Genomic DNA, 15,408 nt, shown 5'->3' with positions numbered 1-15,408 from the left:
GATTTTCCGCCACGCTCAGAGTTTGTATGCTGCACAATATCCGCATTGTTCTGGTTGAGACTTCACATACCGGCAACATGGGCTCGACCGCCAGAGCCATGAAAACCATGGGTTTAACCAACCTTTATCTGGTTAATCCGCTGATCAAACCCGATTCTCAGGCCATCGCCCTGGCCGCCGGCGCCAGCGACGTGATCGGCAACGCCACTATCGTCGATACCCTCGATGACGCCATCGCCGGCTGTAGCCTGGTGGTAGGCACCAGCGCACGTTCTCGCACCTTGCCGTGGCCGATGCTGGAGCCGCGTGAATGCGGCGTGCGCGCGGTGCACGAAGGCGAACACGCGCCGGTGGCGCTGGTGTTCGGCCGCGAACGCGTCGGGCTGACCAACGATGAACTGCAGAAGTGCCACTACCACGTCGCCATTCCGGCCAACCCGGACTACAGCTCGCTGAATCTGGCGATGGCGGTGCAGATCCTGGCGTATGAAGTGCGCGTGGCCTACCTCGATCGCCAACAGGCGGGCGCGCCGCAGCTGGAAGAGACGCCGTATCCGCTGGTGGACGACCTCGAGCGTTTCTATCAGCACCTGGAGCAGACGCTGCAGCGCACCGGCTTTATTCGTCCGTCCCATCCGGGCCAGGTGATGAGCCGCCTGCGTCGGCTGTTCACCCGCGCCCGCCCGGAAGGGCAGGAGCTGAATATCCTGCGCGGCATGCTGACGTCGATCGAGAAACAGGATAAACATCAAGGTAATTAATTGATGTGGCATAACGGTGGGCGACAATAGTATTAGTTATCCAAAGGTTATAACATGTATTTTATATACCTTTGTTCTTGCTAAGTTCAAAACGTGCTAATACTTGAGTCAATTACTAGGTTAAATAGTTGACTGTTTTACTCAGGAATGTCAGACTTTCGGCCATATTTGACCAACAGGTAACCATTGAGCTATGAGACTGACATCCAAAGGCCGTTATGCCGTAACCGCTATGCTCGACGTAGCGCTGCATTCCCAGGAAGGGCCGGTACCACTGGCGGACATTTCCGAACGCCAGGGTATTTCGCTCTCTTATCTGGAACAATTATTCTCCCGTCTGCGCAAGAATGGTCTGGTGGCCAGCGTGCGTGGCCCGGGCGGTGGTTATCTGCTGGGTAAAGACGCAGGTGAGATCGCCGTTGGCGCTGTCATCACTGCCGTCGATGAATCGGTAGATGCAACCCGTTGCCAGGGCAAAGAAGGCTGTCAGGGCGGCGATCGCTGCTTGACCCACGCCCTGTGGCGCGATCTGAGCGAGCGCATCAGCGGGTTCCTGAACAACATTACGCTGGCAGAACTGGTCAACAACCAGGAAGTGCTGGTGGTGGCGGATCGTCAAAACAACGATACGCGCCGCACGGCCAACGGTCGTCCGCAAGAAACTATCAACGTTAATCTGCGCGCATAAGCAGCTGGCGAAATTTTTTTAGTTTTTGGAAGTGATGTACGGAGCACAAGAGCAATGAAATTACCGATTTATCTGGATTACTCAGCAACGACGCCGGTCGACCCGCGCGTTGCTGAGAAGATGATGCAGTTTTTGACCCTGGACGGCACTTTTGGCAACCCGGCTTCCCGTTCCCACCGTTTCGGTTGGCAGGCGGAAGAGGCGGTAGACATCGCCCGTAACCAAATTGCCGAACTGGTGGGCGCCGACCCACGCGAAATCGTCTTCACCTCCGGGGCGACCGAATCCGACAACCTGGCGATCAAAGGCGCTGCCAATTTCTACCAGAAAAAAGGCAAGCACATCATCACCAGCAAAACCGAACACAAAGCCGTGCTGGACACCTGCCGTCAGCTGGAGCGCGAAGGGTTTGAAGTGACCTACCTGGCGCCACAGAGCAACGGCATCATCAGCCTGCAGGATCTCGAAGCGGCGCTGCGCGATGACACCATTCTGGTCTCCATCATGCACGTCAATAACGAAATCGGCGTGGTGCAGGATATCGAAGCGATCGGCGAAATGTGCCGTGCGCGCGGTATCATCTACCACGTTGACGCCACCCAGAGCGTGGGCAAACTGCCTATCGATCTGAGCAAGCTGAAAGTCGACCTGATGTCGTTCTCCGGCCACAAAATCTATGGCCCGAAAGGCATCGGCGCGCTGTACGTGCGCCGCAAGCCGCGCATCCGCATCGAAGCGCAGGTACACGGCGGCGGTCACGAGCGCGGCATGCGTTCCGGCACTCTGCCTGTCCACCAGATCGTCGGCATGGGCGAAGCTTACCGCATCGCCAAAGAAGAGATGACCGAAGAGATGGCGCGTCTGCGCACCCTGCGCGATCGTCTGTGGAACGGCGTGAAAGATATGGAAGAAGTGTATCTGAACGGCGATCTGGAGCACGGCGCACCGAACATCCTGAACGTCAGCTTCAACTACGTTGAAGGCGAGTCGCTGATCATGGCGCTGAAAGACCTGGCCGTTTCCTCCGGTTCAGCCTGTACCTCCGCCAGCCTCGAGCCGTCCTACGTGCTGCGCGCGCTGGGCATGAGCGATGAATTGGCGCACAGCTCGATCCGTTTCTCCCTGGGGCGTTTCACCACGGAAGAAGAGATCGACTACACCATTCAACTGGTGCGTAAATCCATCGGCCGTCTGCGCGATCTGTCCCCACTGTGGGAGATGTTCAAGCAGGGCGTGGACATCAACAGCATCGAATGGGCGCATCATTAATTCTCAGGTTTCAGGAGCAAGGTCATGGCTTACAGCGAAAAAGTAATCGATCATTATGAAAACCCGCGTAACGTGGGTTCTTTCGACAACGAAGATCCTACCGTCGGCAGCGGCATGGTAGGGGCACCGGCCTGCGGCGACGTCATGAAGCTGCAGATCAAGGTTAACGATGAAGGCATCATCGAAGACGCGCGCTTTAAAACTTACGGCTGCGGTTCCGCCATCGCCTCCAGCTCGCTGGTGACCGAATGGATGAAAGGCAAGTCGCTGGATCAGGCTGAAGCGATCAAAAACACCCAGATCGCTGAAGAGCTGGAGTTGCCGCCGGTCAAAATTCACTGCTCGATCCTGGCTGAAGACGCCATCAAAGCAGCGATTGCCGACTATAAGAGCAAGCATAGCGCCAAGTAATTTGTCTGAGTCGGCCCGGCCGCGCCGGGCTTTGATGTGAAGTGTGAGGTTGTGATGTCTATTACCATGAGCGACAGCGCTGCGCAGCGTGTTCAGGCGTTTTTGACGAACCGCGGCAAAGGTCTCGGCCTGCGTCTGGGAGTGCGAACTTCCGGCTGCTCCGGGATGGCGTACGTGCTGGAATTTGTTGACGAAGCCAACGATGACGACATCGTGTTTGAAGACAAAGGCATCAAGGTGATCATCGACGGCAAGAGCCTGGTCTACCTTGACGGCACCGAGCTTGATTTCGTTAAGGAAGGCCTGAACGAAGGCTTCAAGTTCAACAACCCGAACGTCTCAAGCGAATGCGGCTGCGGCGAGAGTTTCAACGTCTGACAGTCCATCGTGCTCCCCCGTTTCGGCGGGGGAACTTCATCCGCTAACGCCCAGAGCACGCTATGGATTACTTTACTTTATTCGGGCTGCCAGTTCGCTACACCGTGGACGGCAGCCTGCTTGCGTCCCGCTTCCAGGATCTGCAGCGCCAATTCCACCCCGATCGTTTCGCCAACCAGCCGGAGCGCGAACGCCTGATGGCGTTGCAGCAGGCGGCGACCATCAACGAAGCCTACCAGGCGCTGAAGCACCCGTTAAAACGCGCGGAGTATATGCTATCTTTGCACGGCTTCGAACTGGGCAACGAACAGCATACGATGCGCGACACCGCGTTTCTGATGGAACAGCTGGAACTGCGCGAAGAGCTCGATGCCATTGAGCGCAAGCCGGAGGCGGAAAGCCTGCTGGCCGATTTCGGCGCGCGGCTGGCCGTCTCCATCAAACAGCGCAGCGCTCTGATGCTGCAGCAGCTGGATGGTGAGCAATGGGCGGACGCCGCCGACACCGTGCGCAAGCTGCGCTTTTTGGACAAACTCCAGCAACAGGTTGAACAACTCGAAGAAAAACTGCTGGGTTTTGAGTAACACCTTCTGATTCTGATTGTGGAAGCTTCAACATGGCCTTATTACAAATTAGTGAGCCTGGCCTCAGCGCCGCGCCGCATCAGCGACGTCTGGCCGCCGGCATCGACTTAGGCACCACCAACTCGCTGGTCGCCACGGTGCGCAGCGGGCAAGCGGAAACGCTGGCCGACGAACAGGGCCGCCATTTGCTGCCTTCGGTGGTGCATTATCAGGCGAACGCGCAGCGCGTCGGCTGGGAGGCGCGCCAACAGGCGGCGCAGGATCCGGCCAATACCGTCAGCTCCATCAAACGCATGATGGGCCGCTCGTTGGCGGACGTGCAGCAACGTTACCCGAACCTGCCTTATCAATTCCAGGCCAGCGACAACGGCCTGCCGCTGATCGTCACCGCCGCCGGCCCGGTTAACCCGGTCGGCGTCTCCGCCGATATCCTGCGGGCCCTGTCCGCGCGCGCGCAAGCGGCGCTGGAAGGCGAGCTGGACGGCGTGGTGATCACCGTTCCCGCCTACTTCGACGACGCGCAGCGCCAGGGCACCAAAGACGCGGCGCGTCTGGCCGGCCTGCACGTCCTGCGCCTGCTGAACGAACCGACCGCGGCGGCGATCGCCTACGGGCTGGATTCCGGCCAGGAAGGGGTGATCGCGGTTTACGATCTGGGCGGCGGCACCTTTGATATCTCCATTCTGCGCCTCAGCCGCGGCGTGTTCGAAGTGCTGGCCACCGGCGGCGATTCCGCGCTGGGCGGTGACGACTTCGATCACCTGCTGGCCGACTGGTTGCGCGAGCAGGCCGGCGTGGCCGATCGCAGCGACCATGGTGTGCAGCGCCAACTGCTGGATGCCGCCATCGCCGCCAAAATCGCGTTGAGCGATGCCGACAGCGTGCGCGTTGAGGTGGCCGGCTGGCAGGGCGAGGTGACCCGCGCCCAGTTCGAAGCGCTGATCGCTCCGCTGGTGAAACGCACGCTGATGGCCTGCCGCCGCGCGCTGAAAGACGCCGGCGTCGCCGCCGACGAGGTGCTGGAAGCGGTGATGGTCGGTGGTTCTACCCGCGTGCCACTGGTGCGTGAGCAAGTGGGGGCCTTCTTCGGCCGTGCGCCGCTGACGTCGATCGATCCGGATAAAGTGGTCGCCATCGGCGCCGCGATCCAGGCCGACATTCTGGTGGGCAACAAGCCGGACAGCGACATGCTGCTGCTGGACGTGATCCCGCTGTCGCTGGGCCTCGAAACCATGGGCGGTCTGGTGGAGAAAGTGATCCCGCGCAACACCACCATCCCGGTGGCGCGCGCGCAGGAATTCACCACCTTTAAAGACGGCCAGAGCGCGATGATGATCCACGTGCTGCAGGGCGAGCGCGAGCTGGTGCAGGACTGCCGTTCGCTGGCGCGCTTCACGCTGCGCGGCCTGCCGCCATTGCCTGCCGGGGGGGCGCACATTCGCGTCACCTTCCAGGTGGATGCCGACGGTCTGCTGAGCGTCACCGCGATGGAGAAATCCACCGGCGTCGAAGCCTCGATCCAGGTGAAGCCGTCGTACGGCCTGTCGGACAGCGAAATCGCCGGCATGATCAAGGATTCGATGGCCAACGCGCAAAGCGACGTGGGCGCGCGCAAGCTGGCGGAGCAACGCGTGGAAGCCTCGCGGGTGCTGGAAAGCCTGCAGGGCGCGCTGGCCACCGACGCCGCGCTGCTGAGCGAGGCGGAAAGCCAGGCGATCGCCGCCGCGACCCAGGCGTTGCAGCAGGCGGCGCAGGGGGAAGATCCCGCCGCTATCGAAGACGCCATCAAAACATTAGATGCACAAACGCAAGATTTTGCCGCGCGCCGCATGGACGCTTCCATTCGCCGCGCGCTGGCTGGCCATTCTGTGGATGAGGTTTAACCATGCCTAAAATTGTTTTCCTGCCCCATCAAGATCTTTGCCCGGAAGGGGCGGTTCTGGACGCTGAAAAAGGGGAGTCGATCCTCAACGTTGCGCTGCGCAACGGCATTGAAATCGAGCACGCCTGCGAGAAATCCTGCGCCTGCACCACCTGCCACTGCATCGTGCGTGAAGGCTTCGATTCGCTGGAAGAGAGCAGCGAGCTGGAAGACGACATGCTGGACAAAGCGTGGGGGCTGGAGCCGGAAAGCCGTCTGAGCTGCCAGGCGCTGGTCGCTGACGAAGATCTGGTGGTCGAAATGCCGCGCTACACCGTCAACCACGCGCGTGAGCATTAATTGTTAGCCGCAGCGCCAACCCGGAGATCATAATGGGACTGAAGTGGACCGACAGCCGAGAAATCGGCGAAGCCCTGTACGACCAATACCCGGACACCGATCCGAAAACCGTGCGTTTTACCGACATGCATCAGTGGATCTGCGATCTGGAAGAGTTCGACGACGATCCGCAGGCTTCCAACGAAAAAATACTGGAAGCGATCCTGCTGGTCTGGTTAGATGAAGCGGAGTAAATAGCGTAACGGGCTGCCATGGGCGGCCCGTTTATTTTGTATCCGACATACCCGTCGTCTTTCAAACCGCAGCGTTGTTACCTGCACGATCACACCCCAGTCACTTACCTGAGTAAGCTCCTGGGGATGAGATCGCTGGGCGCCTAGCTGCAATTTGAAATCCATAGGGTATGCAATAAAGCCCTAATGAAATAATAAAGGGAACATCCGGAGTAAGAAGGCTATGACAACAGAATTCATGCAGGTCACGCTGTCGCAACAACCAGCCGACGCCCGTTGGGGCGAAAAAGCGCTGCTCAGCACCAACGGCGAAGGGATGACCATCCACCTGACCGGCGCCGACAAGCTGGGCGCGATCCAGCGTGCGGGTCGCAAAATTGACGGTCAGGGCATCAAAAACGTCAAACTCGCCGGTGACGGTTGGGACTTGGAAAACAGCTGGGCGTTTTGGCAGGGCTACCGCGGGCCGAAAGGGCAACGCAACGTCGAATGGGCCGAACTGCCGGAAGCCGCACGTCAGGAGCTGGATAAGCGCCTGAAGATCGTAGATTGGGTGCGTGACACCATCAATATGCCGGCGGAAGAGCTGGGGCCGGAGCAGCTGGCGACCCGCGCCGTCGATCTGATGTGCGACGTCGGCTGCGATGCCGTCAGCTACCGCATCACCAAGGGCGAAGATCTGCGCGAGCAGAACTATGCCGGCATCCACACCGTCGGCCGCGGCTCCGAGCGCCCACCGGTGCTGCTGGCGCTCGACTTCAACCCGACCGGTAACCCGGACGCGCCGGTGTTCGCCTGCCTGGTCGGCAAGGGCATCACCTTCGATACCGGCGGTTATAGCCTGAAGCAGAGCGCCTTTATGGACTCGATGAAGGCTGACATGGGCGGCGCGGCGACCATCACCGGTGCTCTGGCGCTGGCGGCGGCGCGCGGCCTGAAGCAGCGCGTGAAGCTGTACCTGTGCTGCGCCGACAACATGGTCAGCGGCAACGCTTTCAAACTGGGCGACATCATTCGCTACCGCAACGGCAAAACCGTTGAGGTGATGAACACCGATGCGGAAGGGCGCCTGGTGCTGGCCGACGGCCTGATCGACGCTTCTCAGCAGAACCCGCAGCTGATTATCGACTGCGCCACCCTGACCGGCGCGGCCAAAACCGCGGTCGGCAATGACTACCATGCGCTGTTCAGCTTCGACGATGCGCTGGCGCAGGAGCTGCTGAGCAGTGCCGCCGCCGAGCACGAGCCGTTCTGGCGTCTGCCGCTGGCCGAGTTCCACCGCAGCCAGCTGCCGTCCAACTTCGCCGAGCTGAACAACGTGGCCGGCCCGGCCTACACCGCCGGCGCCAGCACCGCGGCGGCCTTCCTGTCGCACTTCGTCAAGAACTACCAGCAAGGCTGGCTGCACATCGACTGTTCCGCCACCTACCGCAAAGGCGCGGTGGAGCAGTGGTCGGCCGGTGCGACCGGTCTGGGCGTGCGCGCCCTGGCCAACCTGCTGCTGAGCAAAGCCAAATAATTGAACGCCCGCCGCGTCGGGCGCTAGAATGCGCATTATCTTCGGGGCCCAGCATGCTGGGCCTCGCTATTTGATCCCTGGAGTTTGCCATGAGTGCCCATCATCACGATGCCGCCCCGAGCGAGAACGAACTTGAACGCCTGCTGAAGCTGGCGGTGACGGAGCCGGCCCATCGCCCGGCGTTCTTCCGTGAACTGCTCGACGCCACGGTGCTGATCCTCGGCGACAGCGAGCAGGTGCAGCAGGACGGCGACATCGCGCTCAACGCGGATACGCCGGTCAATATCCAGCATTGGGAGAAGCAGGACGGCGGCAGCATCATTCCGTTCTTCACCTCGCTGGAAGCGCTGCAGAAGGCCGTTGAGGACGAACAGCCATTTATCGCCATGCCGGCGCGGGTGTTGTTCGAAATTACCCAGGGCGCGGATCTGTTCCTCAACCCGAAGGCGGAGTACGGCAAGGAGTTCTACCCGGAAGAGGTGGCGATGCTGCTGGCGACCGGCGGCGTCGTCAAACCGGTGGAGCATTACGTCGATAAAGAGACCCAAATCCTGCTGGGGCAGCCCGAAACGTATCCGTCGGCGATGGTGGACGCGTTGACCACGCTGTTCAGCCAGCGCAAGCCGGTGCGCCGCGCGTTTCTGGCGCTGATGCACGACCAGGCGGCGGACGAGAAGCCGAATTTGCTGATCGGGCTGGAAGTGGACGCCGAGCCGGCGGAGATCGAGGCGTTGATCAACGAGGCCGGCAGCGTCGCCAGCGAAACGGCGCCGAACGACGAACCGGTGGATTTCTGCCTGGTGTCGGAGAACGAGCGCGGCATCAGCCACTATCTGATCTCCCATACGCAGCCGTTTTATCAGCGCCGCTGGGGCAGCTGGCTACGCAATTTGATCCCGTCTACCGACAAGACCCAGTAGCGCCGCCACGTTGTCGAAAATGGCCTATGAAGATCATATTTTTTTAATGAAATGTTGATTTTCCCGTAGGCAAGCGTTAACGGCGCACATATAATCTGCGCCACTTGAGAAGGCCGGCAACATTGCAGACCGGCCTGTTTTGGAAGTTATACAGAGGCCATCATGACCGTAGAACGTACCTTTTCCATCGTTAAACCAAACGCTGTAGCCAACAACGACATCGGCGCTATCTATGCGCGTTTCGAGCGCGCCGGTTTCAAAATCATCGCCGCTAAAATGCTGCGTCTGACTCGCGAACAAGCTGAAGGCTTCTACGCTGAGCACAAAGGCCGTCCATTCTTCGACGGTCTGGTTGAGTTCATGACCTCTGGCCCAATCATGGTGCAGGTTCTGGAATCTGAAAACGCCGTGCAGCGCAACCGCGACATCATGGGCGCAACCAACCCGGACAACGCGCTGGCCGGTACCCTGCGTGCCGACTACGCGGACAGCTTCACCGCTAACGCCGTTCACGGTTCCGACTCCGTTGAATCCGCACAGCGTGAAATCGCTTACTTCTTCAACGAAAGCGAAATCTGCGCACGTTAATCGTGCCGTTTCTTGGCTGATAGCCCGGCATTCACCGGCTGAAACAATAAAAATGCCCTGAATGCCTTTCAGCCGTAGCCACCCGCTACTAAAATTTGTACAATGCCGCGCCCCTGATAAGACGACTTGTCAGGGGCGCGTTTTTAGTGCCGCCACCCGAATCATGCGGGCTGAAATGCACAACTTACTGTCCATTCTTTAGCGCCATAACGTGTAATAACGAGGCCAGAGATCATTATGTTAGAACCCATCACGTCCGAGCACACCGTGTCTGAAAATAATTCGCTGACTACCCCCTCCGTTAACGTGGAGCAACCGGCTGCGGCCAAAATCAACCTGCTGGACCTGAACCGCCAGCAAATGCGTGAATTCTTTGCCGAAATGGGCGAGAAACCGTTCCGCGCCGATCAGGTGATGAAGTGGATGTACCACTACTGCTGCGACGATTTCGAGCAGATGACCGACATCAACAAAGTCCTGCGCGGCAAGCTGCAGCGCGTGGCGGAAATTCGCGCGCCGGAAGTGGCGGAAGAACAGCGCTCGGCCGACGGCACCATCAAGTGGGCGATTAAGGTCGGCGATCAGCAGGTCGAAACCGTGTACATCCCGGAAGCCGACCGCGCGACGCTGTGCGTCTCCTCACAGGTAGGCTGCGCGCTGGAGTGCAAATTCTGTTCGACGGCGCAGCAGGGCTTCAACCGTAACCTGCGCGTGTCGGAAATCATCGGCCAGGTGTGGCGCGCGGCGAAAATCATCGGCGCGCTGAAAGTGACCGGCCAACGTCCGATCACCAACGTGGTGATGATGGGCATGGGCGAGCCGCTGCTCAACCTGAACAACGTGGTGCCGGCGATGGAAATCATGCTGGACGACTTCGGCTTTGGCCTGTCCAAACGCCGCGTGACCCTGTCTACCTCCGGCGTAGTGCCGGCGCTGGACAAACTGGGCGACATGATCGACGTGGCGCTGGCGATCTCGCTGCATGCGCCGAACGACACCATCCGCGATGAGATCGTGCCGATCAACCGCAAGTACAACATCGAGACCTTCCTGTCCGCGGTGCGTCGCTATCTGGAGAAATCCAACGCCAATCAGGGCCGCGTGACCGTCGAGTACGTGATGCTGGATCATATCAACGACAGCACCGACGATGCGCATCAGCTGGCGGAAGTGCTGAAAGACACGCCGTGCAAGATCAACCTGATCCCATGGAACCCGTTCCCGGGCGCCCCTTACGGCCGCAGCTCCAACAGCCGGGTGGATCGTTTCTCCAAGGTGTTGATGGAATACGGCTTTACGACTATTGTTCGTAAAACCCGTGGTGACGATATCGACGCCGCCTGCGGGCAACTGGCGGGTGAAGTGATCGATCGTACCAAGCGTACCCTGAAGAAGAAAATGGCCGGGGAACCTATCAACGTACGGGCGGTCTGAATCCTATAGCACCATTTTTTGTTATCTAACAGCCTGTTATGCGAAAGCGTGTCGCTGATGGGCGTTAGCTGACGGCCGATAAGGAAATGAATGCGGGCATGAAGCTGAAACTGTGGGGGGTGTGGCTGGCGGCCGGGTTGTTGGCCGGGTGTTCCGGTTCAGCGCCGGAAAAGGAAGCACAAGTCTCTGAGGCGGGCCAGACGCGGTTGCAGCTGGGCCTGGAGTACCTGCAGCAAGGCGACATGGATGCCGCGCGCCAGAACCTGGAAAAGGCGCTGGATGCGGCCCCGCAGGATTACCGCACGCAGTTGGGCATGGCGCTCTACGCGCAGCGGATCGGTGAAAATGCCGCAGCCGAACAGCGTTATCGGCAAGCGCTCAAACTTGCGCCAGGCAATGGCACCGTGTTGAATAATTACGGTGCGTTTCTTTGCGGTTTAGGGCAGTATGTACCGGCGCAACAGCAGTTTAGCGCTGCGGCGCTGGCGCCCGATTATGGCCAGGTCGCCGACAGCCTGGAAAACGCAGGTTACTGTTTTCTCAAGGCCGGACAAAACGATGAGGCGCGCACGCTGTTGAGCCGCGCGCTGAAGGTCGATCCGGACAAAGGCACTCCGCTGTTGGCGGAGGCCGAAAAGCAATTTGGAGAAGGGAAGCGCGCCCAGTCGCAACTTTTATTGGATGTTTATCAGCATGTTCTGCCGGCCAGCGCCAGCAGCTTATGGTTACAGATTCGTTTCGCCGCGTTAGCCGGCCGTCAGGATAGCGTTCAACGCTATGGCAAGCAGCTAGCGCGAAGTTTTCCACAATCCAAACAGTACCAGCAGTTCTTAGCTAATGAATACTGAAGCCTCCCAAGATAAAACCGAATCCATGACGACAGGCCAGCGCCTGCGTCAGGCCCGTGAGCAACTCGGGCTGAGCCAACAGACCGTTGCAGAACGCCTGTGTCTCAAAATGTCCACCGTGCGCGATATCGAGGAAGACAGCGTGTCTGCTGACCTCGCGTCCACCTTCGTGCGCGGCTACATCCGTTCCTACGCCAAGCTGGTGCATTTGCCGGAAGACGAACTGTTGCCGATGTTGGCCAAGCAGGCGCCGTTGAAGATGGCGAAAGTGGCGCCGATGCAAAGCTTCTCGCTGGGCAAGCGCCGCAAGAAACGCGACGGCTGGCTGATGAGCTTCACCTGGCTTATCGTGTTCGTGGTGATCGGCCTGACCGGCGCCTGGTGGTGGCAAAACCACAAGGCCCAGCAGGAAGAGATCGCCACCATGGCCGATCAGTCTTCCGCGCAGCTTTCGCAGAATAACGAAGGGCAGTCCGTGCCGCTGACCGACGGCAACGCCGACGCCGGCACTAACGTGCCGTTGACCGACAACAGCGCAGCGCCGGCCGATGCCGGCGCTGCGGCTCAGGCGCCGGCGGCTACCGCTCAGGCGCCGAGTGCGGCTCAGCAGCAGCCTGCCGTGGTGTCGCCAAGCCAGACAACCCTGCCGGAAACCGCGCCGGCGGCACAAGCGCCGTTGCCGACCGCCGATGCGGGCGTGGCTGCGCCGGTGGCCGATCCGAATGCGCTGGTGATGGATTTCTCCGCCGACTGCTGGCTGCAGGTGACCGACGCGAGCGGTAAGACGCTGTTCAGCGGCACCCAGAAGCAGGGTGGCAAGCTGAACCTGGCCGGCACTGCGCCGTATAAACTGACCATCGGCGCGCCGGCGGCAGTACAGATCCAGTATCAGGGTAAGCCGGTTGATTTAAGCCGGTTCGTTAAGTCAAACCGTGTTGCTCGCCTGACCGTCGCCGCGCAGTAATCGCGCGGCTGGTCGTGATGTCAGAGCAGCAATGGAGAGTAAGTAATGCATAACCAAGCGCCCATCAACCGTCGAAAATCTACACGCATTTACGTCGGCAAGGTGCCTATTGGTGATGGTGCGCCGATTGCCGTGCAGTCGATGACCAACACCCGTACCACCGATGTTGAAGCAACGGTTAATCAGATTAAAGCGCTGGAGCGCGTGGGCGTCGACATCGTCCGCGTTTCGGTTCCTACCATGGACGCCGCAGAGGCGTTCAAGCTGATCAAGCAGCAGGTCAACGTGCCGCTGGTCGCCGATATCCACTTCGATTATCGCATCGCGCTGCAGGTTGCCGAATACGGCGTAGACTGCCTGCGCATCAACCCGGGCAACATCGGCAACGAATCGCGCATTCGCTCGGTGGTGGACTGCGCCCGCGATAAGAACATCCCGATTCGCATCGGCGTCAACGGCGGCTCGCTGGAGAAAGACCTGCAGGAAAAGTACGGTGAACCTACGCCGGAAGCGCTGCTGGAATCCGCCATGCGCCACGTGGACATCCTCGATCGCCTCAACTTCGACCAGTTCAAGGTCAGCGTCAAGGCGTCGGACGTGTTTCTGGCGGTGCAATCTTACCGCCTGCTGGCGTCGCGCATCGATCAGCCGCTGCATCTGGGCATCACCGAAGCCGGCGGCGCGCGCAGCGGGTCGGTCAAATCGGCCATCGGCCTGGGCATGTTGCTGTCTGAAGGCATCGGCGATACCCTGCGCATCTCGCTGGCGGCGGATCCGGTCGAAGAAGTGAAGGTCGGTTTCGATATCCTGAAGTCGCTGCGCATCCGCGCGCGCGGCATCAACTTTATCGCCTGCCCGACCTGTTCGCGTCAGGAGTTCGACGTGATCGGCACGGTGAACGCGCTGGAGCAGCGTCTGGAAGATATCATCACGCCGATGGACGTTTCGATCATCGGCTGCGTGGTGAACGGTCCGGGCGAAGCGCTGGTGTCCACCATGGGCGTGACCGGCGGCCACAAGAAGAGCGGCTTCTATGAAGACGGCGTGCGCCAGAAAGAGCGTTTCGACAACGAACAGATGATCGACCAGCTGGAAGCGAAAATTCGCGCCAAGGCCGCGATGATGGATGAAAGCAACCGCATCACGGTCAACCTGCTGGAAAAATAAGCGTTATTGCTACATGGCGGGCCTGTTGGCCCGCTTGTTTATGAGCCTGAAGGGCAGAAAACCGCATCCGCGTTGAATACCGGGCGGCAAAGTCCCTATAATCAGGTTCATTTTTACAGACAACGGACAGAGAACTCACGTGGCAAAGAACATTCAAGCCATTCGCGGCATGAACGACTACCTGCCGGAAGAAACGGCATTATGGCAGCGTATTGAAGGCACCCTCAAGCAGGTGCTGGGCAGCTACGGTTACAGCGAAATCCGGTTGCCGATTGTAGAGCAGACCCCGTTATTCAAACGCGCGATCGGCGAAGTGACCGACGTCGTGGAAAAAGAGATGTATACCTTCGAAGACCGCAACGGCGAAAGCCTGACGCTGCGTCCGGAAGGGACGGCTGGCTGCGTGCGCGCCGGCATCGAACATGGTCTGCTGTACAATCAGGAACAGCGTCTGTGGTACATCGGCCCGATGTTCCGCTACGAGCGCCCGCAGAAGGGCCGCTACCGTCAGTTCCATCAGCTGGGCGCGGAAGTGTTCGGCCTGCAAGGCCCGGACATCGACGCCGAGCTGATCCTGCTGACGGCCCGCTGGTGGAAAGCGCTGGGCATCGCCGAGCACGTCAAGCTGGAGCTGAACTCCATCGGTTCGCTGGAGGCGCGTGCCAACTACCGCGACGCGCTGGTGGCGTTCCTGGAGCAGCACGTCGAGGTGCTGGACGAAGACTGCAAACGCCGCATGTACAGCAACCCGCTGCGCGTGCTGGACTCCAAGAATCCTGAGGTGCAGGCGCTGCTGAACGACGCGCCGCGCCTGTCCGAGTACCTGGATGAAGAATCCCGTGCTCACTTCGCCGGTCTGTGTGAACTTTTGGCGCAGGCAGGTATCCCATATACCGTTAACGAGCGCCTGGTGCGCGGTCTGGATTACTACAACCGCACCGTGTTTGAGTGGGTGACCACCAGCCTGGGCGCGCAGGGCACCGTCTGCGCGGGCGGCCGTTACGACGGCCTGGTCGAGCAATTGGGCGGCCGTGCCACCCCGGCGGTCGGTTTCGCCATGGGCCTCGAGCGTCTGGTGTTGCTGGTGCAGGCGGTTAACCCGGAATTCAAGGCGCCGTCGGCTATCGACGTGTACGTCATCTCTTCCGGCGCGGGCACCCAGAGCGCGGCGATGCAGTTGGCTGAACAGGTGCGCGATGCGGCGCCTCAGCTGAAGCTGATGACCAATTACGGCGGCGGCAACTTCAAGAAGCAGATCACCCGTGCGGACAAATGGGGCGCGCGCATCGCGCTGATCCTGGGTGAGAGCGAAGTGGCGGCGCAGCAGGTGGTGGTGAAAGACCTGCGCAGTGGTGAACAAGAAACGCTGGCGCAAAGCGAAGTCGCTGCGCGTCTGGCTTTGATGTTAGGTTAAGGAGAAGGA

The 15,408-nt window shown here is 60.0% G+C and carries 17 protein-coding genes; all 17 read left to right on the top strand.

From position 1 onward, the window contains the following. Nucleotides 1-26: 26 nt before the first annotated feature. The 17 genes from trmJ to hisS all read left to right on the top strand — a co-directional run bounded on the left by trmJ (nucleotide 27) and on the right by hisS (nucleotide 15,399). Nucleotides 27-761 (top strand): tRNA (cytosine(32)/uridine(32)-2'-O)-methyltransferase TrmJ, encoded by a 735-nt coding sequence (gene trmJ, locus QDT79_RS22870; protein WP_025303916.1) that lies wholly within the window; start codon nucleotides 27-29, stop codon nucleotides 759-761. A gap of 193 nt (nucleotides 762-954) precedes the next feature. Next, on the top strand, nucleotides 955-1,449 hold the full coding sequence (iscR, locus tag QDT79_RS22865; RefSeq protein WP_004941404.1) for a Fe-S cluster assembly transcriptional regulator IscR: 495 nt from the start codon (nucleotides 955-957) through the stop codon (nucleotides 1,447-1,449). A gap of 54 nt (nucleotides 1,450-1,503) precedes the next feature. Then, nucleotides 1,504-2,718, top strand: coding sequence for a cysteine desulfurase (gene iscS, locus QDT79_RS22860; protein ID WP_016929764.1), 1,215 nt, complete (start codon nucleotides 1,504-1,506; stop codon nucleotides 2,716-2,718). A 24-nt stretch (nucleotides 2,719-2,742) separates the two neighbouring features. Continuing rightward, nucleotides 2,743-3,129: a Fe-S cluster assembly scaffold IscU gene (gene iscU / locus QDT79_RS22855; protein ID WP_004941408.1), complete on the top strand. Its 387-nt coding sequence runs from the start codon at nucleotides 2,743-2,745 to the stop codon at nucleotides 3,127-3,129. Nucleotides 3,130-3,183: 54 nt separating this feature from the next. Next, nucleotides 3,184-3,507, top strand: a complete 324-nt coding sequence (iscA, locus tag QDT79_RS22850) for an iron-sulfur cluster assembly protein IscA (protein WP_004941410.1) — start codon at nucleotides 3,184-3,186, stop codon at nucleotides 3,505-3,507. 62 nt (nucleotides 3,508-3,569) lie between these two features. Beyond that, nucleotides 3,570-4,091: a co-chaperone HscB gene (gene hscB, locus QDT79_RS22845; RefSeq protein ID WP_308317107.1), complete on the top strand. Its 522-nt coding sequence runs from the start codon at nucleotides 3,570-3,572 to the stop codon at nucleotides 4,089-4,091. A 32-nt stretch (nucleotides 4,092-4,123) separates the two neighbouring features. Further along, the gene (gene hscA / locus QDT79_RS22840) at nucleotides 4,124-5,974 is read left to right on the top strand and encodes a Fe-S protein assembly chaperone HscA (RefSeq protein ID WP_308317106.1); all 1,851 of its coding nucleotides are present in this window, start codon (nucleotides 4,124-4,126) and stop codon (nucleotides 5,972-5,974) included. A gap of 2 nt (nucleotides 5,975-5,976) precedes the next feature. Next, nucleotides 5,977-6,312 (top strand): ISC system 2Fe-2S type ferredoxin, encoded by a 336-nt coding sequence (gene fdx / locus QDT79_RS22835; protein WP_046897754.1) that lies wholly within the window; start codon nucleotides 5,977-5,979, stop codon nucleotides 6,310-6,312. Nucleotides 6,313-6,344: 32 nt separating this feature from the next. After that, nucleotides 6,345-6,545, top strand: coding sequence for a Fe-S cluster assembly protein IscX (iscX, locus tag QDT79_RS22830; RefSeq protein WP_006327336.1), 201 nt, complete (start codon nucleotides 6,345-6,347; stop codon nucleotides 6,543-6,545). A gap of 223 nt (nucleotides 6,546-6,768) precedes the next feature. Then, nucleotides 6,769-8,064, top strand: coding sequence for an aminopeptidase PepB (gene pepB, locus QDT79_RS22825; RefSeq protein WP_063990538.1), 1,296 nt, complete (start codon nucleotides 6,769-6,771; stop codon nucleotides 8,062-8,064). 89 nt (nucleotides 8,065-8,153) lie between these two features. Next, nucleotides 8,154-8,984, top strand: coding sequence for an enhanced serine sensitivity protein SseB (sseB, locus tag QDT79_RS22820; RefSeq protein ID WP_130018141.1), 831 nt, complete (start codon nucleotides 8,154-8,156; stop codon nucleotides 8,982-8,984). Between the two features lie 162 nt (nucleotides 8,985-9,146). Further along, entirely contained in the window at nucleotides 9,147-9,572 is a 426-nt protein-coding gene (gene ndk, locus QDT79_RS22815) for a nucleoside-diphosphate kinase (protein WP_004941424.1), read from the top strand. A gap of 237 nt (nucleotides 9,573-9,809) precedes the next feature. Further along, nucleotides 9,810-11,006 carry a dual-specificity RNA methyltransferase RlmN gene (gene rlmN, locus QDT79_RS22810; protein ID WP_063990536.1) on the top strand — a complete coding sequence of 399 codons (1,197 nt, stop codon included), beginning with the start codon at nucleotides 9,810-9,812 and terminating at the stop codon, nucleotides 11,004-11,006. Nucleotides 11,007-11,104: 98 nt separating this feature from the next. Next, entirely contained in the window at nucleotides 11,105-11,854 is a 750-nt protein-coding gene (gene pilW, locus QDT79_RS22805) for a type IV pilus biogenesis/stability protein PilW (protein ID WP_063990649.1), read from the top strand. Beyond that, entirely contained in the window at nucleotides 11,844-12,818 is a 975-nt protein-coding gene (rodZ, locus tag QDT79_RS22800; RefSeq protein WP_063990535.1) for a cytoskeleton protein RodZ, read from the top strand. Before pilW ends, rodZ begins: the two co-directional genes overlap by 11 nt. 45 nt (nucleotides 12,819-12,863) lie before the next feature. Further along, on the top strand, nucleotides 12,864-13,985 hold the full coding sequence (ispG, locus tag QDT79_RS22795; RefSeq protein ID WP_016929756.1) for a flavodoxin-dependent (E)-4-hydroxy-3-methylbut-2-enyl-diphosphate synthase: 1,122 nt from the start codon (nucleotides 12,864-12,866) through the stop codon (nucleotides 13,983-13,985). A 139-nt stretch (nucleotides 13,986-14,124) separates the two neighbouring features. Next, a complete protein-coding gene (gene hisS, locus QDT79_RS22790; protein WP_025159556.1) occupies nucleotides 14,125-15,399 on the top strand; it encodes a histidine--tRNA ligase in 1,275 nt (424 codons plus the stop codon). The last annotated feature ends 9 nt before the right edge of the window (nucleotides 15,400-15,408 follow it).

Origin of the sequence: Serratia marcescens, from assembly GCF_029846115.1 — a bacterium.
In the GTDB taxonomy this organism is placed as follows: domain Bacteria; phylum Pseudomonadota; class Gammaproteobacteria; order Enterobacterales; family Enterobacteriaceae; genus Serratia; species Serratia marcescens_L.
The sequence above is the reverse complement of the archived record's forward strand: the minus strand, read 5'-3'. Positions and strand labels throughout refer to the sequence as shown.